Raw genomic sequence first — 21,491 nt, forward strand, 5'->3', positions numbered from 1 at the left:
GCACCAACGTCACTTCATCAGTAATGCCAACCGCACAGCGACTGCCGCTGCGCGTCACTACGCAGCCATGCCATCTCCTGCATTACTCGAACTTGGCACCGGCACCGGCTGCGCCAATGCATCGACGAACGCCGGGTCCAGCGCGAGCTTGCCGAACCAGCCGTGCTGGGTGCCGCTGAGCACGCGCAGCATGTGGCCGCGCCCACCCGGCACGCGGCCCATCGGCTGCAGCAACAGATCGCGCCCGCGCGCCCACACATCGCGCTCGGACTGGAACAGCGGCGTGAGCCAGCGACTCCAGCGGTGATAGATCGCCACATGCGCCTGGCGTTCGCGTTGGTAGCGCTGCAATGCGGCATCCAGGTCCGCGCCGGCGCGCAAGGCATCGCGCATCGCCAGTGCATCCAGCAGCGCCATGTTCACGCCCTGCCCCAGCTGCGGGCTCATCGCGTGCGCGGCATCGCCGGCCAGCGCAAAGCGACCGCGGTGCCAGCGCGACACCACCGCGTCGCGGTAGCTGGCGCGCGCCAAGGCGCCATGCACCTGCACGGTCTGCAGGCGCGCAAGCGCGTCCGGCCACATCTGCGCCACTTCTTCGCGCCAGGCATCCATGCCGCGGGTTTCCCATGCAGCGAAATCGCTGCAGGGCAGGCTCCAGAAAAAGCTCAGCCGCGGCGTGTCATCGCCCGGCCGCGTGCCCACCGGCAGCAGCCCGATCATCTTGCGTGCGCCGATGTAGCGCTGCCGCAACTCGTCCACGTACGGCCAGTCTTCGCGTGGCAACAAACACCACAGCGCGCCCCATGGATACACCCGATCCAGCTGGGTGCCCTGCGCCTGTGCGCGCAAGGTCGATGCCGAGCCATCGGCGGCGATGATCAGATCGTAGGGGCCATGCCATTGCCCGCGCTGGTCCTGCACGCGTACGCCGTCGTGATCGATCGCAGTGATCTGCGTGCCGATGTGCAGGTTGGCGTACTCGGGCCAGGCATCGCGCAGCAACGCGAACAACGCGCCGCGCTGCATGCCCAGGCCCATCAGGCGCGCATCCAGGTCGCGGTAGCGCATGTCCATCACCGCGCGCCCGCAGGGCGTCTCGCCATACAGCCGCCGCACCGGTGCACCGTGCTGCAAGGCCTGCTCCAGCAGCCCCATCTTCCACAGCACCTGCAGCCCGCTCGGCTGCAGCAGGAATCCTGCGCCGACCGGCCCGGGCGCGGGCGCGCGCTCGAACACGTCCAGCCGATGTCCATCGGCACCGAGCAGCACGGCCAGTGCCTGCCCCGCCGTGCCGTATCCCACTACCGCAATTCGCAATGTCTGCTGCATCGTCCGTGCTCTGTCTGCGTCCTCACCGGCCCGACATGGACCGGCGCAAAAAAAACCCCGCCGGAGCGGGGTTCTTCAATCGCACAATCGAGTGAATCACTCAACCGGCGTGATGTTCGAAGCCTGGGCACCCTTGGGGCCCTGGGTCACGTCATAACTGACGCGCTGGCCTTCCTGCAGGCTGCGGAAGCCCTTGGAGTTGATCGCGGAGAAGTGCGCGAAGACATCGGCGCTGCCGTCCTCCGGTGAGATGAAGCCAAATCCCTTGGCGTCGTTGAACCACTTGACGGTACCGTTCGGCATGGTGATGCGAGACCTTTGCAAAATTAATGGGTGGTGTACGGCGGAGCGTACGCGCCGAGTATGCAAAGCTTATGCCCCGATGACAATCACCCGCGTGCAAGTTCGCCAATCAGCTCCGGCAGTCCGGACGAGGCCGCATCCACGTTCGACAGCACCTCGGCCATGGTGATTTCCTGCGCGTCGCCACAGCCCGCCGCCCAGTTGGCCACGATCGCCAAACACGCATATTCCAGGCCTTTTTCGCGTGCCAGCGCTGCTTCGGGCATGCCGGTCATGCCGACCAGATCGCAGCCGTCGCGACGCATCCGCGTGATCTCTGCAATCGTTTCCAATCGCGGTCCCTGGGTGGCGCCATAGCATCCACCCGCTACCAGCGTGACGCCGGTCACCTTGGCCGCGGCGATCACCTTGCTGCGGAACATCGGCGAATACGGGTGACCAAAGTCCACATGCTGCACCTCGCTGCCGGCCTCCTCGCAAAAGGTGGAAATGCGGCCCCAGGTGTAGTCGATCAACTGGTCCGGGCAGGCCAGCACGCGCGGGCCGAAGGACTCGGTGATGCCGCCGACAGTGTTGAGCGCCAGCACGCGGGTGGCACCAATTTGCTGCAGCGCAGCGATGTTTGCGCGGTAGTTGACCTTGTGCGGCGGCAGCGAATGACCTTCGCCATGTCGGGCCAGGAATGCCACGCGATGGCCAAGCAGCATGCCCACGCGGATCGGGCCGGACGGCGCGCCGTATGGGGTGTCGACCTCGTGCGTCTGCACCTGGTCGAGCTGGGCCAGCTTGTACACGCCGGTGCCGCCGATGACGGCCAATGCGATGGAATTGGAAGACACACAGACCTCTGCATCGAAAGACGAAAGAAGAACGCTGCACCGGCAATGGCGCAGCGCTGCACCCACCGGGGTGGGTAGGTGCGCTGGCTTACTGCTTCATCGCATAGATGGCAGGAATGCCGCGCAGCTGCTCGTTGACGTCCATGCCGAAGCCGAACACGTAGCGGTCGGCCACTTCCACGCCCACGTAGTCGGCGGTGACACCCGGCACGCAGCGGTCGTGGCGCTTGACGGTCAACACCGCCACGCGCACATCGGTGGCGCCCTGCTCCAGGCACCACTGGCGCACGCCCTGCAGGGTGTAGCCCTCATCGAGGATGTCGTCGACCAGGATCACCCGGCGGCCGAACAGCGCAGTGGCCGGGCGGTGCTTCCAGACCAGCTCGCCGCCGGTGGTTTCGCCGCGGTAGCGGGTGGCGTGCAGATAGTCGAATTGCAGGTCCTGGCCGCGCGCGCCCAGCTCCAGCGCCAACTGGCCGGAGAACGGCAGCGCGCCGTGCATGATGGTGAGATACACCGGCACTTCGCCGGCGTAGTCGCGCGCGATCGCATCGGCGATGGTGGCGACGGCGGCATCGATGGCAGGGCGGTCGACCAGCAGATCGGCTTGGGCCAGGGCCTGGGAAATGGTGAGCGTGGACATCAGGCAAGTGTTCCGAAAGAGGCGGAAAGGGAGGTGGTGGGAGCATCGGCGAGCAGGCCATCCCAGCCCAGCGCGCCACGGCCGATCAGGCCGATCAGTGCGGCAGTGTTGAGCGTACGGCCGGCCACCGCCTGCAAGGACTCGGCGACCAGTTCGGGGTGACAGACCAGCACCACGTCGCAGCCGGCATCCAGGTGCGCGTGCACCCGTCCGGCGACGCCGCCAGCACTGAACGAGGCGGCCATGCCGATGTCGTCGGAGAAGACCACGCCGCGGAAGCCCAGTTGCCCGCGCAGGATCTGCTCGATCCAGCGCGACGCGTAGCCGGCCGGCTCCGGCGCCACCTGCGGGTAGACCACGTGGGCCATCATCACCGCGTCGGCACCGGCGTCGATCCCGGCCACGAACGGCACCAGGTCCTCGGCCAGCAGGATGTCCAGCGGCCGTGGGTCGCTGGCGTGGTCGACATGGGTGTCTTCCAGCACGGTGCCGTGGCCGGGGAAATGCTTGAGCGTGGCGCCCATGCCGGCGGCGTGCAGCGCCTGCACGTAGGCACGCGTGAAGCTGGCCACCACCTGCGGGTCGTCGCTGAAGGCGCGGTCGCCGATGGCGCGGTTGCCGCGTGCCAGGTCCACCACCGGGGCAAAACTGAGATCAACACCACTGGCGCGCACTTCGCTGGCCATCAGCTGCGCATGCGCGCGGGCCTGGGCAAGCGCGCCTTCCGGGTCGGCGGCATACAGCGCGCCAAAGCTCTGCAGCGGCGCCAAGGCGCTGTAACCCTCGCGAAAGCGCTGCACCCGGCCGCCTTCCTGGTCCACGCAGATCAATTGCGGGCGCGGCGCCGCGGCGCGGATGGCGGCCGACAACTCGGCCACCTGCGTGCGCGAGGCGAAGTTGCGCTTGAACAGCACCACGCCGGCGACGGCGTCGTGCTGCAGCCAGTCGCGTTCCTGTGCGCTGAGTTCGGTACCGGCAACGCCGATCAGAAGCATGTTGGGGACTCCCGGGCCAGGCGCCACGATGGCGCAGCGCGGCATTGTCGCAGATGCGCGCAGCAGCGTCAGACCGCGCATTCAGGCAAGGGCGGCCGCGGCTGGCGGTTGCGCGGGCGCTGGGAATGGGCGCGGCGACCTTGTTGGGTGCCGGAGGAGTCCTTTTCAGCGATTCTTTTGAGTCGCGTTGATTGCAGGCGCTGCCGGCTGACTGGCTGCTGCGCTCTGCAGACCCGTGCCGGTGTGATTGCTTGTGCCGGTGTAGCGCGCGGTAACGCTTCCGCGTGACCAGCCAGGTTGCATGCGCAGGCGCAGCCAAGAATTCTGCTCAGGCTGAAAAAGGATTCAGCCACCAACGGCACCGAACTCACCCCGACGGCCCCCATTGCCGTGCTACCCAGGCGCCTACAGCACCTCCAAGTGCGCGCGCCAATGCTCCGCCTGCGCCTGCAGCTGCGCCAGCGCCTCGGGCGCCATGTCGTCCAGTTGCCGGTACGGCAACGCCAGCCGCTCATTGCCTCCCAACAGCACGCGTTGGCGGGCCAGAAAATCCCAGTACAGCGCGTTGTACGGGCATGCGCGCGGGCCCACCCGCTGCTTACGCTGATAGGCGCAGCCAGTGCAGTAGTCGCTCATGCGATCGATATACGCCGCGCTGCTGATATAAGGCTTGCTGCCGAGAAAGCCGCCATCGGCGAACTGACTCATGCCAACCGTATTGGGCAATTCCACCCATTCGAACGCATCGATGTAGACGCCCAGATACCAGCGATGCAAGGCCTGTGGATCCAGCCCCGCCAGCAACGCAAAGTTGCCGATTACCATCAGCCGCTGGATGTGGTGGGCATGCGCGTTATTCAACGAATTGCCGATCGCATCGGCCAGGCAACGCATGCCGATCTGCCCATCCCAGAACCAGTGCGGCAGCGGCGCGTGCTGGCCCAGCTGATTGGACTGCGCGTAACCGGGCATCTGCGACCAGTACACACCGCGCACATATTCGCGCCAGCCCAGGATCTGGCGGATAAAGCCTTCCACCGACGCCAGCGGCGCATGCCCGTTGCGCCACGCCGCCTCGGCACGTGCAATCACTTCGGCCGGGTGCAGCATTTTGACGTTCAGTGCGAACGACAGCAGCGAATGAAACAACCGCGGGCTGCGCGTGCTCATCGCATCTTCGTAGCGGCCGAAGTGCGGCAGCGCGTGTGTGATGAAGTCGTCCAGCTGCTGCAGCGCTTCGTCGCGGTGCAGCGGCCAGGGCAAGGCATCAGCCTGCGGCGCACCGAAACTGCGCACGCCGGCTGCTTCGATGGTCTGCCAGAGTGCGGCGTGGTCGTGGGTCATGCGCCAGTCTGCCGGTGCCGGCGGGTCGCCCGGCCACGGCGCGCGATTGTCATGGTCGAAGTTCCAACGCCCGCCTTCCGGTGCGCCCGCGTGATCCAGCAGGATGCGATGCCGTCGCCGCATGTGGCGATAGAACACTTCCATGCGCCAGGCTGCACGCGCATCGAAGCACCCGGCCACGTCCTCGCGCTCGGTCAGGAAATGTTCGCTGCCCACCATGCGGCTGGCAAACGGCTGGGCTGCGCACCACTGCTCCAGCAGTTCATCCAGGCGCCACTCGTCCGGCGCCTGGTATTCCAGCCACTTGGCGCGGTAATGCACCATCAACGCTTCCAGATTGGCGGTGATCGACTGGCGATTGCTGGGCGTGTCGATGCTGACGTAACGCACGCGGTGCCCGGCCTGCCGCAAGCGCGCGGCGAACGCGCGCATTGCCGCGAAAATCGCCAGGATTTTTTGCGCGTGATGCAACACGTAGTCGGTTTCCGCACGCACCTCCATCAGCACGTAGACCACACTGGCGTTGGGCGTCTCGAACCAGCTGTGCAGCGGATTGAGCTGGTCGCCCAGCACCAGGCGCAGCGTATGCGCCGGCACCCAGCGCTGCGGTTCGGCGCCCGTGTCTGCACCGCCTGCATCGTGTTCACGCATCGGCGGCACGCGACTCGTTTCCGATGCGGGATGTGCATGCTGCTTGCTCCGTCACGCAATGCGTGCGGCTTCGCATTCCGTCATCGCGATATGCCCGCTCAACCTGATCCGCCATGCGGCTGTGCTCCCAAACCTCTTCCCTGCAATACGCGCAGTGGCAGCCGATGGATTCAGTCGCGACCGCCTGCGTCATACGCGCAGATGCGTTGCGCCAGCGCGGTTCCGCTACGCCAGGCGCCCTCGACCTTGCCGCCTACCAACCAATCGCCGCACAGCCCTGCCGCCGATGCTGCATCCCACACGCACGCATCGGCCACGGCCGGGGATTCGGTACTGGCCGCTTCCCAGAAGAAGGCCTCACACGCCAGCGGCGCGGGTAAGCCGAGCGCCGGTAATTCCGGCAGCAGCTGGTCGATCACCTCTGCTGGCGTGGCATCCCAATGGGCGTGGCTCCACAGCGCGGTGGCGTGCAGCAGCCAAGTCTCCGCACCGACACGGCCAGGCTTGCTGGAATTGCGGGCGATCCAGCGCAGTGGGCCGGCATTGACGAACAACCCGTCGTAACCCGCCTCCACCGGCGCCGTAAAACGTGCCACCAAGGCCCAGGCCGGTTGCATGCGGACGCGGGCAGCAATGCGCGCCAGATCGCTCGCAGCCGTCTCCAGCAACGCAGCGGCCTGCGGCGCGGGCAGCGCCAGCACCAGCAGTTCGGTATGCACGGCTTCTGGCAGACCAGCACCTCTCAGTGCCCAGCCGTGTTCGGTGCGTTGCAGCGCATCGATGCGCGTTTTTGTACGCAGGTCCAACCCAACCGCCAGCGCACGCGCCGGCGCCGCCATATCCGGCACTCCGACAAAGCGTTGCAGCGTGCCACGCGAGGGCTGCAGGGTGGTGCCATCCCAACTGGCCAGACGCGCAGGCCATGGCGCAGCACAGTCATTTGCTATCCACGCCCTTACCGCCGCCATGAAGTCCGGATCACGCGCAGTGAAGTACTGCGCCCCGTGATCGCAGTGCCACTGCTGGCCTGCAAGTGCGCGCATGCGTCCACCTGGCGCCGGTGCCTGCTCGAAGACCGTGACGGCGTAGCCGGCCGCCTGCAGCACGCTGGCGCAGCGCAGGCCGGCCAGCCCGGCACCGATCACCGCCACCGTGCGCCGCGTGCGGGGCCCGCGCATCAGGCTGTGGCGACCGCGGCCGCGCGCATCAGATCGCGCAACCGTCCGGGCCGCAGGCATCGCCGGTTGCGGCGGCCGACGCGGATTCGGCGGCCAATTGCAGCAACGCCTGTGCCATGACATCGGCCGGTTGCGCACCCTGGAGCAGGCTGCGCCCATCGATGACAAAACTGGGCACCGCGCGGATACCGATCTGCGCGGCCTGCTGCAGCTGCGCCTGGACCTGCGCACTGCCCTCGTCGGACGCCAGCAGCGCCTGCACGCGTGCCGGCGCCAACCCGCCAGCCGCACCGGCAGCGATCAAGGTGTCGGCCGCCGCAAGATTCTTGCCTTCGGCAAAGTGCGCATGGAACAGCGCTTCGATCACCGGCTCGACATCACCTTCGCACGCCGCCAACCAGATCAGCCGGTGCGCGGGCAAGGTGGTGACCTGTACCTGCCCACGCGAAAAATCAAACGGCAGACCTTCGGCGCGCGCGGTTTGCTGAGTCTGCGCCAGCAATTGCTCGGTGCGTTCGGCGCTGCCGAACTTCGGCAGCAAGGCCTCGCGCAAGGGTACCGGCTGCAGGCCACTGTCTGGATCCAGCTGGAAGGCGTGGTAGTGGATTTCCAGCGCCGGCAAGCGCTCACCAAGCGTGGCAACGGCCTGCTCGAAGCGGCGTTTGCCGATCCAGCACCACGGGCACACCACATCGGACCAGATATCGATTCTCATGACGGGTGTGTGTATCGCATGGTTGAGTTAGGTTGCAGCATAGACGCTGCGCCGCGCGAACAGATCCCCCGCGCCTTGCGGCCGGTGGAACTCAGCGTACCGACCACTGCGAAAATGGCTGCGATGCCAACGCCAGGTTGTAGTAGCGCGCATCGTCGGTGACTTCCGCGCCGATCCAGTCTGGCAATTGCAGCGCTTCTTCGGCGTGCTCCAGCTCGACCTCCGCCACCACCAGCCCGGCGTTGTCACCCAGGAATTCGTCCACTTCCCACACATGCCCGGCGTACTCAACCAGATGCCGGCGCTTGTCGATCAGCCCACCCACACACAACGCGAGCAACGCGCGCGCATCGTCGAGCGGAATCGGATATTCGAACTCCTGACGGGTATGCCCGAGCTCGCGCGACTTGAGGTTGAGGAATGCCGCATCGCCCTGGAGGCGCACACGCACCGAGGCATTCTGCGCACCACTGCGCAGCGACGCCTGGTCGTTGATATAGCCCTGCGCCATCGGGATGACCGCATGCGTGGCGGTACGCCAGCCGTCGCCGGTCACCAGAAATTTGCGTTCGATTTCGATACCCATGAAGGCAAGTATGGCCGGCCGCGCGGAAAAATGCCTGGCTATTGTGGGAGCCACCCACCTACACTCCGCGCCCCCAATGAAAGGATGCACGCCATGACAGGCCGTCGCCGTTACACACCGCAGATCGTTCTTGCCACAGCACTGCTGCTCGCCGCCAGCGGTGCCAGCGCCGCGGCCGCAGCGCCCTCGCTCGCACAGGCCCAAGCCGCGCTGGACACAGCGATGCAGAAGGACGCGGCAGGCAACCCCGACCAGGGCGATGACGTGATGGGTGAGCTGTTTCGCCCACGTTTGACGGCTCTAATTGGCTGCCTGCCCGCCGCGGAGCAGACGACCCCAGGCGCAGTCGATTGCCTCGTCACCGGACAGGCCGGACCCAGCGAAAAGCACATGGCACTGCGATTCCTGCCAACCGCCAACGGCTGGCAGTTGCAGCACAGCGACACCGAGATGGAAGTCGCCGCACCGGTGCCCGACAACGCGCGCGTGCAGGTGCTGCTACGGGAAGATTTTTCCAAGAAGCTGGTGACCGAACGCAATGCAGCTGTGCGCAAGAGTCTCGAACAGGCGGTCAGCACGGCGCAGGTCCTTGCGGTGGAGCGCTGCGCCGTCTCCGAGCACGCACCGGTGGTTGCCTGCACTGTCCAGGCCAGTGCTGCCAACGAGCGCGGCGAATTGCAGATGCAGTTCGCCCTGGTCGATGGGCAGTGGCAGAACGCCACCCCGCACACCGACTGACTGCGGCGTACGCGCCTCGCTGCAGTAGTTCCGACGCGCTCGCCATCACTGGGTGCGTGCGTGGAATGGCCCACACACATCCCGACCGGGATGTGTGCAGCATCAGCTGCCAGTGCAGGTACGCTTCGGATCAGCACACGTGACGCGTGACGCAAACGCGCAAGCCTCGCGCTAGCGCGTCTCAAACACCGCGATGCTTTCCACATGGGCGGTGTGCGGGAACATGTCCATCGCACCGGCACTGAGCAGGCTGAAGCCCTGCTCGTTCACCAGGTAGCCCGCATCGCGTGCCAATGACCCTGGGTGGCAGCTCACATAGACGATGCGCTTGAACTGCTTCAGCGGCAGCTGCTGCAACACGTCGATGGCGCCGGAGCGCGGCGGATCGAGCAATAGCTTGTCGAAGCCCTGGCGCATCCACGTAGTCTGCCGCTGATCTTGTGTGAGGTCCGCTGCGTAGAACTGCGCATTGTCCAGCCCGTTGCGCTGTGCATTCTCGCGTGCGCGCGCCACCAACCCGGCGTCGCCCTCCACACCGACGACTTCGCGCACGGTACGCGCCAGCGGCAGGGTGAAATTGCCCAGACCACAGAACAGGTCCAGTACCCGGTCATCGGGCTTGGCATCGAGCAATGTCAAGGCGTGGGCAATCATCTTCTGATTGAGCGAAGCATTGACCTGGATGAAGTCCAACGGACGAAACGCAAGCTCCACATCCCATTGCGGCAACCGGAACGACAAGGGCACCTCTTGCGGCCACAACGGATGCACACTGTCCACGCCGCCAGGCTGCAGGAAGATCGCAAAATCGTGCGCCTGGGCGAACTCCACCAAGGCCTGCTCGTCACGCGTGCTGAGCGGCTGCAGGTGGCGGATGGTCAGCGCCACGGCATCGTCACCGGCAATGAATTCAATCTGCGGAATGTCGCGCTTGCCGTCCATGCCTTCGACCAGCGCCGCCAGCTGCGGAATCTTCTCGCCAATCTGCGGAATCACCGTGTAGCAGACCGACAGGTCGGCCACGAAGCGCGGGTCCAGTTCGCGAAAGCCAACCAGGGTCTTGTCCTTCTTCTCGACCCGGCGCACCGAAAAGCGGCCCTTGCGGCGATAGCCCCAGGTATCGCCCACCAGGGCCGGCAGCACCGTCTGCGGCGTGACGTGGCCGATGCGCTCCAGGTTGTCCATCAGCACGCGCTGCTTGGCCACGATCTGCTGCGATTCTTCCAGATGCTGCAGCACGCAACCGGCGCACACACCAAAATGCGGGCAGCGCGGCGCCACCCGCTGCGGCGATGCCTGCAGCACTTCCACCGTTTTGGCCTCATCGAAATGGCGGCTGCGTGCGGTGGGCTCGGCGGTCACGACCTCACCCGGCAGCGCGCCACTGATGAAGGTGACCTTGCCGCCCTCGCCATCGCGGCGCGCCACACCGCGGCCGTCATGGCTCAGGTCGGTGATCGCGGTCTGGAACGGGGTACGGTCGAAACGGTTTCTGGATCTGGCCACGTGGCGACAAGCTGCGGGCAAAAAGGGTGCGTATTGTCGCAGATGCGATTGCCGCCGGTCGCCATACGGGTGCGAGCAATTGTCGTGCCCCGCAAACCAGGGCACACTTCGGGAGCTCGCGCTACACGCAGTACGCGGCACGCTGACAAGGAGGCAGCATGAACATGGCAACACGTCAGGAACCCCAGCCGCGCGTTCTGTTGGTCGAGGACGACCCGATCAGCCGTGGCTTTCTGCAGGCCGTGCTCGAAAGCCTGCCCGCCCAGGTCGACTGGGCCGACTCCTTGTCTTCGGCACTGGACCGCGCGCGCGCGCGCCGCCATGACCTGTGGCTGATCGACGTCAACCTCCCAGACGGCACCGGCAGCGACCTGTTGCGCGCCCTGCGCCTGCTGCACCCGGATGTCCCCGCCCTGGCGCATACCGCCGACGGCAACGCGGCCATGCAACGCGGGCTGCAATCGGACGGCTTTCTGGAAATGCTGGTCAAGCCGCTGACCTCCGAACGGCTGCTGCAGGCGGTACGCCGTGGCCTGGCACGTGGTCGCTACAGCGTGGCCCCGGTGGGCGTGGTGGATATCGCCGCCAGCGACTGGGACGAGGCCGCCGCACTGAGTGCGCTCAACGGCCAGCAGCACCACCTCAATGCCTTGCGCGAATTGTTCCTGGCAGAGCTGCCTGGCACCCGCGACGCCGTAAATTCGGCGCTGCTGGTCAGCGACGAGCTGGCGCTGCGCAATCACTTGCACCGGCTACAGGCCAGCTGCGGGTTTGTCGGTGCCGCCCGGCTTGCTGGCGCAGTGCGGTTGCTGCGTGGCGATCCGCAGTCGCGCATTGCACAGAACCAGTTCCATGCCGCAGTGGCCGCGCTGCTGCACTGAACCGCTGGCCGGCATCTCCGGGGCACCCCCGGGCATCGACCGGGCGCAACGCCATCTACGCGCCGCGTCGCGCCAATTCTTCCAGCATCTCCCAGGACTTGAGTCCGCGCCCGCTCAGGTGGTGCAGCAAGACTCCGCGCATGCTGCGGCGCAGCCCCGGCATATCCTCGGTGGCCGGTACCCGGTCCTCGCCCAGCGCCAGCAACGCCGCACCAGTCACGGTCTCGCGGCGATCCTGCGCCAGCCGCTCGCTCAATACCCGCCGCGCGCCGTCCTGCGGATCGAGCCGGTAACGGGCGGCCGGATCGATCGGCTGGCCGTCACTGTCGTGTTGCAGATCAAAGCCGAACCCCAGCCCGTCGAGCACGTCGCGCTCGAACTGCCGCAATCCCCATGCCAGCGCGGCACCGGAAGCCAGGTGCGCACGCGCCTGCGCATAGCAGTCGAACAGCTCCGGCACCGGCGCATGGCGCGGTGCAAGCCGCAGCAACAGTTCGCTGATATAGAAACCCGCCAGCATCGCTTCGCCAAGCAACCGCGGCGCGGTATCGATGGCCTCGGCCTGGCGCAGCTGCGCCAACTCGCCGCGCTGCACCGCGGTGAACTGGATCAATTGCAGCGGCTGCAGCGCAGCGCGCAACGCCTGCTTGCGTGGCCCGTGCACGCCCCGCGCCAGCAATCCCACGCGCCCGTGCTGCTCGGTCAGCACTTCCACCAGCAAGCTGGTCTCGCGCCACGCGCGTACGTGCAGGACAAAGCCGCGCTCGTGTTCGATCAGCATTTCAGACAAGCGCTCACCTGCGCCCTTCCAGCCCAGGCCATGCGCTCATCATGTGTCCGGCAGTGCAGTTGCCAATGCTCCTTGCTGCATCTTTCGTACGTTCCCCAGGACGACAGACAGGGCGCATGCAGCGATGCAATCGGTTACGAAGCGCTGCCTGCGGAAATACACCGCCTCAATTCATCTCTGGCTTGATGGCCGTCGTGCCACTCGATTTCGAACACCTGCTTGTTGTCGATGAGTAATCTGTAATGCGCCGTGTCGTCTATCCCGCCCAGCATTGCCTCGGCGCTGGGGACCGCGAAGGCGATCGTGACCAATTCAGTACCCGGAGTGAGATAGTGAAATGCACGCACGGTTGTCGGCTTTCCATCGCCACCGTCCAGGCCCACCTTGATCAAGCCGTCTTTCTTGGGTCGCGGCAATCCGGGGCCGGTGAACGACATCAACGCGCGGCGGTAGTCGCCTGCAGGGCCGGCCAGGGTCACGATACCTTGCAGATTACCGTAGGCAGCAACGCAATTATCGCCAGGCTTCGCGTCGGCACTAGGGTCGAAGTGCTGCCAGAAGCCCTTGCGAAAACGCTGATAATTCGGATCACTCGCAAGCTTGGCTTTCTCGCTCAAGAGCATCTGCGCCATACCCAGGGCAGCGGTCGCGCGTGCCTTGAGCGGGTCATATTCTGGCTGCGCCGCGCCTGTCGAGGCAGCACCATCACGCACGCATAGCGGTGTAGGTGCAAGACCGGGACCACCAGGTGCCGTCCCCACCATTCGCTCGCCCGGTCCGGGAGTGTTCGAGCATGGGAAAGTCTGAGCATTCACTGCAAAGGGCAGCAACCCAAGCACCAGCACGCTAGCCACCATCCTGACGACGCCAAAAAACCTCAGTCCACTAAAGCTCGCTTTCTTCAGCCACATCGTGCACCTCCCTGTTGATTCAAAGATTAGTCGCCGTACCCGAATGCCTTAAGCGCGCCCTCGTCATCCGACCAGCCTTCGCGCACGCGCACCCAGGTTTCCAGGAACACCTTGGCACCGAACAAGCGCTCCATCTGCAGGCGCGCCTTGCCGCCGATGTCTTTCAGGCGAGTGCCGCCCTTGCCGATCACGATGGCCTTCTGGCCCTCGCGCTCGACCCAGATCACCGCGCCGATGCGCAGCAGCGCACCGTCCTCGGCAAAGCGTTCGATCTCCACGGTGGTGGCATACGGCAGTTCTTCGCCCAGTTGGCGCATCAGCTGCTCGCGCACCAGTTCGCCGGCCAGAAAACGCTGGCTGCGATCGGTGATTTCGTCTTCGCCGTACATCGCCTCGGCTTCGGGCACCAGCTTGAGCAGGTCGCTCACCAACGCCTCCAGGCCCTTGCGCTTGAGCGCCGAGACCGGATGCACGGCGGCGAACGTGCGCCCTTCGCTGACCTGCGCCAAGAACGGGAACAGCGCGGTCTTGTCCTTGAGCCGGTCCACTTTATTGACCACCAGCACCACCGGCACGTCCGCATCGCTGAGCACGCGGAATGCCAGGGTGTCTTCTTCGTCCCAGCGGCCTGCCTCGATCACCAGCACCGCGGCATCCACGCCTTCCAGCGAACCGCGTGCGGCGCGATTCATCACCCGGTTCATCGCGCGCTTCTGCTCGCGGTGCAGTCCGGGTGTATCGACCAGCATCAGCTGGCCTTCCGGGAAGGTGGCAATGCCCAACAGACGGTGGCGCGTGGTCTGCGGCCGATTGGAGACGATGCTGACCTTGGCGCCAACCAGCGCATTGGTCAGGGTGGACTTGCCGACATTGGGACGGCCGATCACGGCAACGCTGCCGCTGCGGTGGGGAGAGGTTTCGCTCACGTGTTCGAATCCAGTTGTGCGATGACGGTGGCTGCGGCCTGTTGCTCGGCAAGCCGACGAGACGTGCCCTGCCCCTCGGCACGGGCGGCTGGCTGCTCAAGGATGCAGGCGACATGGAACTGCTTGGCGTGTTCGTCGCCGCTTTCGCTGATCAGGGCGTACTGCGGCAATGGCAATTGCCGTGCCTGCAGCCATTCCTGCAGCCGGGTCTTGGGATCTTTCTCGGCCTTGCCGACCGGCAGCGCGGCCAGCGACGGCTCGAACCAGGGCAGCACCACCGCGCGGCAACGCTCGAACCCGCAGTCCAGATAGATCGCCGCAACGATCGCTTCGACCGCGTCGGCCAGGATCGAATCGCGGCGATGCCCGCCGGATTTCAATTCGCCCGGGCCCAGCGTCAAGCGCTCGCCCAGGTTGAGGGTGCGGCCGATGACAGCCAGCGCGCCTTCGCGCACCAGCTCGGCGCGCGCGCGGGTCAAGGCGCCTTCATCGGCCTTGGGCCAGCGCTGATACAACGCCTCGGCGATCAGCAGATTGACGATGCCATCGCCAAGGAATTCCAGACGCTCGTTATGCGGCGTCCCGGCGCTGCGATGACGCAGCGCCTGGGCGAGCAGACCCGGATCGGCAAACGCATGCCCGATCGGATCACCGCGCTGGAAAGTTCTATTCGACACCACGCCTCGTCAGATCCTGCTCGGTGTCGAACTTGCCGACAACATCGAGATTGCCGACCAGCTCACGCCGCACTTCGTAATTGACCTTCATCCGCCAGCCGCCTTCGATGCGCTCGAACTTGACGTTCCCTGGCTTGACGCTCTCGGAGGAGTTGATATCGAGCCGCTTGAAGAACATGTCCTGCAATTTGGACGGGTCCATGTCGGCACTGCCCGCTTCATTCGCAAGTCCCTTCATCGACGTACGGACTGCGTAATATTCCTGATACATCGGGAACAACTTCATCCCCAGATACAACGCAAACCCCACCACCGCCAGCACCACCACGAACGACGTCAACGTCATACCGCTTTGCTTGCGCTTCATTGTGTGTCCCCCGGCACGCACCGCGTGCATTTACTGGATTCCAGTCCCGATCCGCGATGGATCGAAACTCCCCTTGCAGAACCACCCTTCACAATTGAGCCAGATCAGGAACGCCTTGCCGCGAAGATTGGCCTCCGGCAGGAAGTGCGTCTGCGTCCAGAATCGGCTGTCCTCGCTATTGTCGCGATTGTCCCCCATCACGAAATAGCTGTCTGCCGGCACCGTCCAGTCACCCTGGCCAGCCGGCATGTTGCGGTCTACCCACTCCAGCACGGTGTGGGTCCGCCCGGGCAGGTCTTCCACCAGCAGCGTGGTACCGGTCATCTCGGCGCCCTTGCCCTTGCCGATGTACTCGCCCTTGACGGTGTAGCGCATCGGCTTGTCGTTGATGTACAGCGTGTCGCCGTGGAAGCCGATCTTGTCGCCCGGCAGGCCGACCACGCGCTTGATCCAGTTCTGGTCCGGCGCATGCGGCGGCTTGAACACCACCACGTCGCCGCGCTTGGGTTCACCGGTCGGGATGAACTTGGTGTTGGTGATCGGCAAACGGAAGCCGTAAGCGAACTTGTTGACCAGGATGAAATCGCCGATGAGCAGATTGGGCATCATCGAGCTGGACGGAATCTTGTACGGCTCGGCCACGAAGCTGCGCAGGATCAGCACCACCGCCAGCACCGGAAAGAACGCACGCGAGTAGTCGATGATCGCCGGCTCGCTGTCCAGCAGACCGGCGCGCGCCGCGCGGCGCTTGGCCAGGAACAGCTTGTCCAGCAGCCAGATGAAGCCGGTGCCCAGTGTCAAAACAACCAGGGCGATTTCAAACCATTTCATTCGGGTTCCTTCGGAACAGGATTCGGGATTGGAGATTAGGGATTCGCAAAAGCTCAGGGCTGGCGCGTCGTTGCCAATCCCGAATCACGCATCCCAAATCCCAGCTACTTATCCATCTGCAGAACGGCCAGGAAGGCCTCCTGCGGAATCTCCACGCGGCCGACCTGCTTCATGCGCTTCTTGCCTTCTTTCTGCTTTTCCAGCAGCTTTTTCTTGCGCGAAACGTCGCCACCATAGCATTTGGCCAACACGTTCTTGCGCATCGCCTTGACCGTAGAACGCGAGATAATCTGCGAGCCGACGGCGGCTTGAATTGCCACGTCGAACATCTGCCGCGGGATCAGCTCCTTCATCTTTTCGCACAGCTCGCGGCCGCGCCGATCGGCGTAGCTGCGGTGCACGATGATGCTCAGCGCATCGACCTTGTCGCCGTTGATCAGCGTGTCCACGCGCACGAACGGGCCGACCTGGAAGCGCAGGAAGTGATAGTCCAGCGAGGCATAGCCGCGGCTGACCGACTTGAGCTTGTCGAAGAAGTCCAGCACCACTTCGGCCATCGGCAGCTCGTAGCTGATCTGCACCTGGCTGCCCAGGTAGTTGATGCCGATCTGGCTGCCGCGCTTTTCTTCGCACAGAGTGATGATGTTGCCGACGTAATCGGGCGGGGTGAGGATATTGGCGCGGATGATCGGCTCGCGGATCTCTTCCACGTGGTTGAGCGGCGGCAGCTTGGACGGATTGTCCATCGGGATGATGGTGCCGTCGGTCTTGAGCACCTCATAGACCACCGTCGGCGCGGTCGAAATCAGATTGAGGTTGTACTCGCGCTCCAGCCGTTCCTGCACGATTTCCATGTGCAGCATGCCTAGGAAGCCGCAGCGGAATCCGAAGCCCATCGCCTCGGAGCTTTCCGGCTCGAAGCGCAACGCGGCATCGTTCAGACGCAGCTTGTCCAGCGCTTCGCGCAGATCCGGGTAGTCCTCGGCATCGACCGGAAACAAGCCGGCGAACACGCGCGGCTGCATTTCCTGAAAACCGGGCAATGCGTGCGGCGCCGGGTCGGCCGCCAGGGTGAGGGTGTCGCCGACCGGCGCGCCGTGCACGTCCTTGATCGAGGCATTGATCCAGCCCACTTCGCCGGCGCCCAGTGACGCCAGCTCCTTGCGCTTGGGGGTGAACACGCCGACCTTGTCGACCAGATGTGTACGGCCGGTGGACATCACCTGGATCTTGCTGCCCGGCTTGATCTCGCCCTGCATCACGCGCACCAGCGACACCACACCTAAGTAGTTGTCGAACCACGAGTCGATGATCAACGCCTGCAGCTTGTCGGTATCGCGCGGCTTGGGCGGCGGAATCCGGTGCACGATCGCTTCGAGCACCAGATCGATATTGAGGCCGGTCTTGGCACTGACCGCCACCGCATCCTCGGCGTCGATGCCGATCACCGCCTCGATTTCGGCCTTGGCCCGCTCGATATCGGCGGTGGGCAGGTCGATCTTGTTGAGCACCGGCACCACTTCCAGGCCCTGCTCCACGGCGGTGTAGCAGTTGGCGACCGACTGCGCTTCCACGCCTTGCGCCGCGTCCACCACCAGCAATGCACCTTCGCAGGCCGCCAGCGAGCGGCTGACTTCATAGGAGAAGTCCACGTGCCCAGGGGTGTCGATGAAGTTCAGGAAATAGGTCTGCCCGTCCTTTGCCGTGTACGGCAAGGACACCGACTGCGCCTTGATCGTGATGCCACGTTCGCGCTCAATCGGGTTGGAGTCGAGCACCTGGGCTTCCATCTCGCGCGCCTGCAGTCCGCCGCACAGTTGGATGATCCGGTCGGCCAGGGTGGATTTCCCGTGGTCGACGTGGGCAATGATGGAGAAGTTGCGGATGTTCCGCATTGAATCAGAGGACATTGAGGTGGGCGCCGGCGGTGCCGTCGTCAGGGTAACGCCACATTATCGCACGGCTTGGCCCGCCAGGCCGGGATTGGGGAATCGGGAATGGAGAATCGTAAGAGCAGACGGCATGACCTGCCGCTGTTTCCGATTCCCCACTCCCAACTCCCGATTCCCTGCGTCTCAGCCGCCCGCCTTCAACGCCACATAGCTGGTGGCCTTGCCATCGGTGACCAGCAGCATCACCACGTCGCCCTTCTTGTAGCTGGCCAGCGCACGGTTCAGCTCGGCAACGCTGCCGACCTTGGTGCGGCCGACCCGGGCGATCACCAGGCCCGGAGCCAATGGCGGCTGGGTACTGCGTGCAGCCGAGCCGGTGACCGAGGCAATGTGCACACCCTCACCCGCTTCCAGACCCATGCGACTGCGCTCGGTGGCGGTCAGGTCCGCAACCTGCAGGCCCAGCAGCTCCACACTGGCCGGCGCGGACGGCTTGCTGTCGTCGGCCGCGGTACGCGGGGCGCTACTGCCAGACTCGTTTTCCAGCGTGCCCAGGGTGACGGTGACCTGGCGCGGCTTGCCGTCGCGCAGCACGTTCAAGCTGACCTTGGTGCCCGGCGGCATCAGGCCGATCATCGGCGGCAGGTCGCTGGCCACCGCGATCTCCTTTCCGTTGACCGAGCGGATCACATCACCCACCTCGATGCCGGCCTTGCCAGCCGGGCTGCCGGCGGGGATGTCGTTGACCAGCGCGCCGCGCGTATCCGGCAGGCCCAGGCCTTGCGCCTTCAGCGTATCGATCGGACCGACGGCCACGCCCAGCATGCCGCGGCTCACGTGGCCGGTGGCCTTGATCTGCTCGGCCGCACTGAAAGCCAGGTCGATCGGGATCGCGAAGCTAATCCCCATGTAGCCGCCGGAGGCGGAGAAGATCTGCGAATTGATGCCGACCACCTCACCACGGGTATTGAGCAGCGGGCCACCGGAGTTGCCCTGGTTGATCGCCACGTCGGTCTGGATGAATGGCACGTAGCGCTGGTCGGCGTATGGATTGCTGCGACCGGTGGCGCTGACGATGCCGGCGGTGACCGAATGATCCAGCCCGAACGGCGAACCGATCGCCACCACCCACTGGCCCGGCTTGAGCGTGTTGGAATCGCCGATGCGCACGGTCGGCAGGCCCTTGGCCTCGATCTTGAGCAGGGCCACGTCGAACTGCTCGTCGCTGCCAACCACCTTGGCCTTGAACTCGCGACGGTCGGTGAGCTTGACGGTCACCTCGCTGGCGCCATCCACCACGTGATGATTGGTCAGCACATAGCCGTCGGCGGAAATGATGAAGCCCGACCCCATCGACTTGCCGGCGATGCCGCCATCATCATCGCCCTGCCCCGGCCCCTGACGCGGGCCGCCCGGCATCTGGAAATCCGGGCCGAAGAAGCGCTTGAAAAACTCCGGCATCTGCTCGTCGTCGGGCATCGCGCCGCCGCCACGCCCGCCCGGACCGCCGCGCTGCGAGCGCGCCATGGCGTCCTTGCGGGTGATCGTGGTTTCGATATTGACCACGCCCGGGCCGACCTGCTCGACCAGATTGGTGAAATCCGGCAAGCCCGCCACCAGCTGCGGCGCCGGCGTGGTGCTGCGGTTGGCCGCGATCGGCGCGCTGGTCTTGGCTGGCGCTTCGGGTTGCTGCGCGCAGGCAGCCAACGGCAGGATCATGGCCAACAGGCCGAACATCTGGGTGCGGATGCGGTGATTCATCAGGTTGCCTCCGATGGCAGGGCGACAAGGGTCCAGACCCGAGCGATTGCACGGGCCGGACACGGTAACGGGAGCATGGATGCCGAACGGGTGAGGAACGGCGAAAACATCAGTCCTGCGGTGGCGGGGCCGGCTGTGCCCGGCCTGCCGCAGCGGCCGCCTGCGGGGCGGGCTCGAACGGATAGAACGCTGGCGCCTGCCGGCTTTGACTGAAGCTGGCGTTGAGCGGGCTTTCGCCCGACCCCGCCAGCGCGGCACGCGGCCACGGGCGGGCCTGCAACGTGGTTTCAGGATGCGTGAACGGGTTTGCTGCCGCCGGCGAGGCGACCGCAGGCGTTGCAGCCGGGGCCGCAGCCGAGGCCACCATCCGGGCCGGTGCCTCCTGGTTGCGCGCCGCCACGCTGCGAGCGACCTGCTGATTGCGGGTCGCCGCGCCACGCCGGGCCGAGGCCAGCGCCGCCGCGGGCACGGCCGCCGCCAGGGCAACCACGTCGTCCGGCGCATCCGGGGCCTTCGGCGCCTGTGGGGCGGGAGTGGATGCGGGCAGCTGTGCAGTGGTGGCGAACACCTGCTCGGCGGGCGCGGGCGCGGCCACCTCAGGCAGCCGCTCGCGGGACACGAACAAGGCGATTGCGGCGACCGATGCCGCCAGCGCAGCACCGCCCCCCCAACGCCAGCGCGCAGCAGGGCGGGCCGCCGGCGCCGCGGCAGGTGCCGGTTCTTCGGCCACGGCAGCGCGCACCTTGGCGGCGAAGTCCAGCGGCGCCGGGGCAATTGCCGCGCCGCGCAGCACATCGCCGCAGAGCTGCCAGCGCTCCTGGCAGCCGGCCAACTCTTCGTCATGGGCCAAGCGCCGCAGCAAAAAGCGCGACTCCTCGGCACTCAGCTCGCCATCCACCAGCGCGGACAGCTGCTGGCGGTAATGACGTTCGAACTTGTCGGTGGTGGACATGTCAGGGTTATTGGTCATACACGGTGTCGCTCACGGGTAGCGCTTTCGGTCTCCAGCAGAGGCCGTAGCTCGATGTCGATGGCCTCGCGCGCCCGGAAGATGCGCGAGCGCACCGTTCCGATCGGGCAATCCATCTTTCGCGCGATCTCCTCGTAACTCAGCCCTTCCACCTCGCGCAGGGTGATGGCCGACCGGAGTTCTTCCGGCAAGGCTTGGACCGCACGCATCACCGTTTGTTCCAGCTCCTGTCGCATCAATTCGCGCTCCGGGGTGTCGGTGTCGCGCAAGCGGGTCGCACCATCGAATTGTTCGGCGTCGCTGACGTCGATGTCATCGGTGGGCGGGCGGCGATTGTGCGCAACCAGGTGGTTCTTGGCAGTGTTCACGGCAATGCGGTGCAGCCACGTATAGAACTGGGCGTCGCCACGAAAACTGTTGATCGCGCGGTAAGCGCGCACAAACGTATCCTGGGCCACGTCCTGGCATTCGCTCCAGTCGGCGATGTAGCGCCCGATCAGGGCGACGATCCGGTGCTGGTACTTGCGCACCAACACATCGAACGCCGCGCTCTCGCCGCGCTGCACACGCCGGACCAGTTCCAGATCCAGCTCCTGAGGTGTATCGACTTCGGCCATGTCGGGCCGCACTCCTGTCTGCCCACCGAAGTCGGGCAATG

The 21,491-nt window shown here is 65.6% G+C and carries 22 protein-coding genes; 2 read left to right on the top strand and 20 right to left on the bottom strand.

Going from position 1 to position 21,491, the window contains the following annotated elements; genetic code table 11:
• Positions 1–57: 57 nt before the first annotated feature.
• The 9 genes from QRM60_RS03160 to QRM60_RS03200 form a co-directional block, all read right to left on the bottom strand.
• The gene (locus QRM60_RS03160) at positions 58–1,329 is read right to left on the bottom strand and encodes an NAD(P)/FAD-dependent oxidoreductase (RefSeq protein WP_070692576.1); all 1,272 of its coding nucleotides are present in this window, start codon (positions 1,327–1,329) and stop codon (positions 58–60) included.
• Between the two features lie 96 nt (positions 1,330–1,425).
• A complete protein-coding gene (locus QRM60_RS03165; RefSeq protein WP_003488188.1) occupies positions 1,426–1,632 on the bottom strand; it encodes a cold-shock protein in 207 nt (68 codons plus the stop codon).
• A gap of 86 nt (positions 1,633–1,718) precedes the next feature.
• Positions 1,719–2,471 carry an S-methyl-5'-thioinosine phosphorylase gene (locus QRM60_RS03170; protein WP_285445591.1) on the bottom strand — a complete coding sequence of 251 codons (753 nt, stop codon included), beginning with the start codon at positions 2,469–2,471 and terminating at the stop codon, positions 1,719–1,721.
• A gap of 88 nt (positions 2,472–2,559) precedes the next feature.
• Complete coding sequence (locus tag QRM60_RS03175; RefSeq protein ID WP_011036478.1) at positions 2,560–3,114, bottom strand: hypoxanthine-guanine phosphoribosyltransferase; 555 nt, start codon at positions 3,112–3,114, stop codon at positions 2,560–2,562.
• On the bottom strand, positions 3,114–4,109 hold the full coding sequence (gene nagZ / locus QRM60_RS03180) for a beta-N-acetylhexosaminidase (protein WP_285445592.1): 996 nt from the start codon (positions 4,107–4,109) through the stop codon (positions 3,114–3,116). The genes QRM60_RS03175 and nagZ overlap by 1 nt, the downstream gene beginning before the upstream one ends.
• Before the next feature lie 405 nt (positions 4,110–4,514).
• Entirely contained in the window at positions 4,515–6,104 is a 1,590-nt protein-coding gene (locus tag QRM60_RS03185) for a cryptochrome/photolyase family protein (RefSeq protein WP_285445593.1), read from the bottom strand.
• Between the two features lie 170 nt (positions 6,105–6,274).
• Positions 6,275–7,282 carry an FAD-dependent oxidoreductase gene (locus tag QRM60_RS03190; RefSeq protein WP_115555650.1) on the bottom strand — a complete coding sequence of 336 codons (1,008 nt, stop codon included), beginning with the start codon at positions 7,280–7,282 and terminating at the stop codon, positions 6,275–6,277.
• A 28-nt stretch (positions 7,283–7,310) separates the two neighbouring features.
• Positions 7,311–7,997 (bottom strand): DsbA family oxidoreductase, encoded by a 687-nt coding sequence (locus QRM60_RS03195; protein WP_161962609.1) that lies wholly within the window; start codon positions 7,995–7,997, stop codon positions 7,311–7,313.
• A gap of 91 nt (positions 7,998–8,088) precedes the next feature.
• Entirely contained in the window at positions 8,089–8,583 is a 495-nt protein-coding gene (locus QRM60_RS03200; RefSeq protein ID WP_115555648.1) for a CYTH domain-containing protein, read from the bottom strand.
• 93 nt (positions 8,584–8,676) lie between these two features.
• Here QRM60_RS03200 and QRM60_RS03205 point away from each other — a divergent pair, with 93 nt between their 5' ends.
• Entirely contained in the window at positions 8,677–9,321 is a 645-nt protein-coding gene (locus QRM60_RS03205; RefSeq protein WP_193589144.1) for a hypothetical protein, read from the top strand.
• A 171-nt stretch (positions 9,322–9,492) separates the two neighbouring features.
• Here QRM60_RS03205 and rlmD read toward each other — a convergent pair whose 3' ends face one another.
• Positions 9,493–10,827 (bottom strand): 23S rRNA (uracil(1939)-C(5))-methyltransferase RlmD, encoded by a 1,335-nt coding sequence (gene rlmD, locus QRM60_RS03210; protein WP_285445594.1) that lies wholly within the window; start codon positions 10,825–10,827, stop codon positions 9,493–9,495.
• Between the two features lie 158 nt (positions 10,828–10,985).
• Here rlmD and QRM60_RS03215 point away from each other — a divergent pair, with 158 nt between their 5' ends.
• On the top strand, positions 10,986–11,708 hold the full coding sequence (locus tag QRM60_RS03215; protein ID WP_042599319.1) for a response regulator: 723 nt from the start codon (positions 10,986–10,988) through the stop codon (positions 11,706–11,708).
• 55 nt (positions 11,709–11,763) lie between these two features.
• On the opposite strand, the gene recO is transcribed toward QRM60_RS03215, so the two are convergent.
• From recO to rpoE, 10 genes are all read right to left on the bottom strand, one after another.
• Entirely contained in the window at positions 11,764–12,489 is a 726-nt protein-coding gene (recO, locus tag QRM60_RS03220) for a DNA repair protein RecO (RefSeq protein ID WP_057672959.1), read from the bottom strand.
• 143 nt (positions 12,490–12,632) lie between these two features.
• Positions 12,633–13,409 (bottom strand): hypothetical protein, encoded by a 777-nt coding sequence (locus QRM60_RS03225; protein WP_285445595.1) that lies wholly within the window; start codon positions 13,407–13,409, stop codon positions 12,633–12,635.
• Between the two features lie 26 nt (positions 13,410–13,435).
• On the bottom strand, positions 13,436–14,335 hold the full coding sequence (gene era / locus QRM60_RS03230) for a GTPase Era (protein ID WP_115004221.1): 900 nt from the start codon (positions 14,333–14,335) through the stop codon (positions 13,436–13,438).
• The gene (gene rnc, locus QRM60_RS03235) at positions 14,332–15,012 is read right to left on the bottom strand and encodes a ribonuclease III (RefSeq protein WP_011036467.1); all 681 of its coding nucleotides are present in this window, start codon (positions 15,010–15,012) and stop codon (positions 14,332–14,334) included. The genes era and rnc overlap by 4 nt, the downstream gene beginning before the upstream one ends.
• The gene (locus tag QRM60_RS03240; RefSeq protein WP_080640134.1) at positions 15,002–15,409 is read right to left on the bottom strand and encodes a DUF4845 domain-containing protein; all 408 of its coding nucleotides are present in this window, start codon (positions 15,407–15,409) and stop codon (positions 15,002–15,004) included. The genes rnc and QRM60_RS03240 overlap by 11 nt, the downstream gene beginning before the upstream one ends.
• Complete coding sequence (lepB, locus tag QRM60_RS03245; RefSeq protein ID WP_011036465.1) at positions 15,410–16,210, bottom strand: signal peptidase I; 801 nt, start codon at positions 16,208–16,210, stop codon at positions 15,410–15,412.
• A 104-nt stretch (positions 16,211–16,314) separates the two neighbouring features.
• On the bottom strand, positions 16,315–18,105 hold the full coding sequence (lepA, locus tag QRM60_RS03250) for a translation elongation factor 4 (protein WP_014507149.1): 1,791 nt from the start codon (positions 18,103–18,105) through the stop codon (positions 16,315–16,317).
• A 180-nt stretch (positions 18,106–18,285) separates the two neighbouring features.
• A complete protein-coding gene (locus tag QRM60_RS03255; RefSeq protein ID WP_285445596.1) occupies positions 18,286–19,863 on the bottom strand; it encodes a DegQ family serine endoprotease in 1,578 nt (525 codons plus the stop codon).
• A gap of 109 nt (positions 19,864–19,972) precedes the next feature.
• Positions 19,973–20,833, bottom strand: a complete 861-nt coding sequence (locus tag QRM60_RS03260) for a sigma-E factor negative regulatory protein (protein WP_285445597.1) — start codon at positions 20,831–20,833, stop codon at positions 19,973–19,975.
• Complete coding sequence (gene rpoE, locus QRM60_RS03265) at positions 20,830–21,450, bottom strand: RNA polymerase sigma factor RpoE (protein WP_011036461.1); 621 nt, start codon at positions 21,448–21,450, stop codon at positions 20,830–20,832. The genes QRM60_RS03260 and rpoE overlap by 4 nt, the downstream gene beginning before the upstream one ends.
• Between the last annotated feature and the right edge of the window lie 41 nt (positions 21,451–21,491).

The sequence above is a fragment of the Xanthomonas sp. fls2-241-TYG-148 genome (assembly GCF_030208815.1).
In the GTDB taxonomy this organism is placed as follows: domain Bacteria; phylum Pseudomonadota; class Gammaproteobacteria; order Xanthomonadales; family Xanthomonadaceae; genus Xanthomonas; species Xanthomonas campestris.

Excerpts from the sequence above, each read along its gene's own strand:
- QRM60_RS03255 (WP_285445596.1), bottom strand. The coding sequence starts at position 19,863 with ATGAATCACCGCATCCGCACCCAGATGTTCGGCCTGTTGGCCATGATC.
- QRM60_RS03175 (WP_011036478.1), bottom strand. The coding sequence starts at position 3,114 with ATGTCCACGCTCACCATTTCCCAGGCCCTGGCCCAAGCCGATCTGCTG.
- QRM60_RS03240 (WP_080640134.1), bottom strand. The coding sequence starts at position 15,409 with ATGCACGCGGTGCGTGCCGGGGGACACACAATGAAGCGCAAGCAAAGC.
- lepA (WP_014507149.1), bottom strand. The coding sequence starts at position 18,105 with ATGCGGAACATCCGCAACTTCTCCATCATTGCCCACGTCGACCACGGG.
- lepB (WP_011036465.1), bottom strand. The coding sequence starts at position 16,210 with ATGAAATGGTTTGAAATCGCCCTGGTTGTTTTGACACTGGGCACCGGC.
- rpoE (WP_011036461.1), bottom strand. The coding sequence starts at position 21,450 with ATGGCCGAAGTCGATACACCTCAGGAGCTGGATCTGGAACTGGTCCGG.
- QRM60_RS03165 (WP_003488188.1), bottom strand. The coding sequence starts at position 1,632 with ATGCCGAACGGTACCGTCAAGTGGTTCAACGACGCCAAGGGATTTGGC.
- QRM60_RS03215 (WP_042599319.1), top strand. The coding sequence starts at position 10,986 with ATGAACATGGCAACACGTCAGGAACCCCAGCCGCGCGTTCTGTTGGTC.
- nagZ (WP_285445592.1), bottom strand. The coding sequence starts at position 4,109 with ATGCTTCTGATCGGCGTTGCCGGTACCGAACTCAGCGCACAGGAACGC.
- QRM60_RS03205 (WP_193589144.1), top strand. The coding sequence starts at position 8,677 with ATGACAGGCCGTCGCCGTTACACACCGCAGATCGTTCTTGCCACAGCA.
- QRM60_RS03195 (WP_161962609.1), bottom strand. The coding sequence starts at position 7,997 with ATGAGAATCGATATCTGGTCCGATGTGGTGTGCCCGTGGTGCTGGATC.
- QRM60_RS03225 (WP_285445595.1), bottom strand. The coding sequence starts at position 13,409 with ATGTGGCTGAAGAAAGCGAGCTTTAGTGGACTGAGGTTTTTTGGCGTC.
- QRM60_RS03190 (WP_115555650.1), bottom strand. The coding sequence starts at position 7,282 with ATGCGCGGGCCCCGCACGCGGCGCACGGTGGCGGTGATCGGTGCCGGG.
- recO (WP_057672959.1), bottom strand. The coding sequence starts at position 12,489 with ATGCTGATCGAACACGAGCGCGGCTTTGTCCTGCACGTACGCGCGTGG.
- QRM60_RS03260 (WP_285445597.1), bottom strand. The coding sequence starts at position 20,833 with ATGACCAATAACCCTGACATGTCCACCACCGACAAGTTCGAACGTCAT.
- QRM60_RS03185 (WP_285445593.1), bottom strand. The coding sequence starts at position 6,104 with ATGCGTGAACACGATGCAGGCGGTGCAGACACGGGCGCCGAACCGCAG.
- QRM60_RS03200 (WP_115555648.1), bottom strand. The coding sequence starts at position 8,583 with ATGGGTATCGAAATCGAACGCAAATTTCTGGTGACCGGCGACGGCTGG.
- QRM60_RS03160 (WP_070692576.1), bottom strand. The coding sequence starts at position 1,329 with ATGCAGCAGACATTGCGAATTGCGGTAGTGGGATACGGCACGGCGGGG.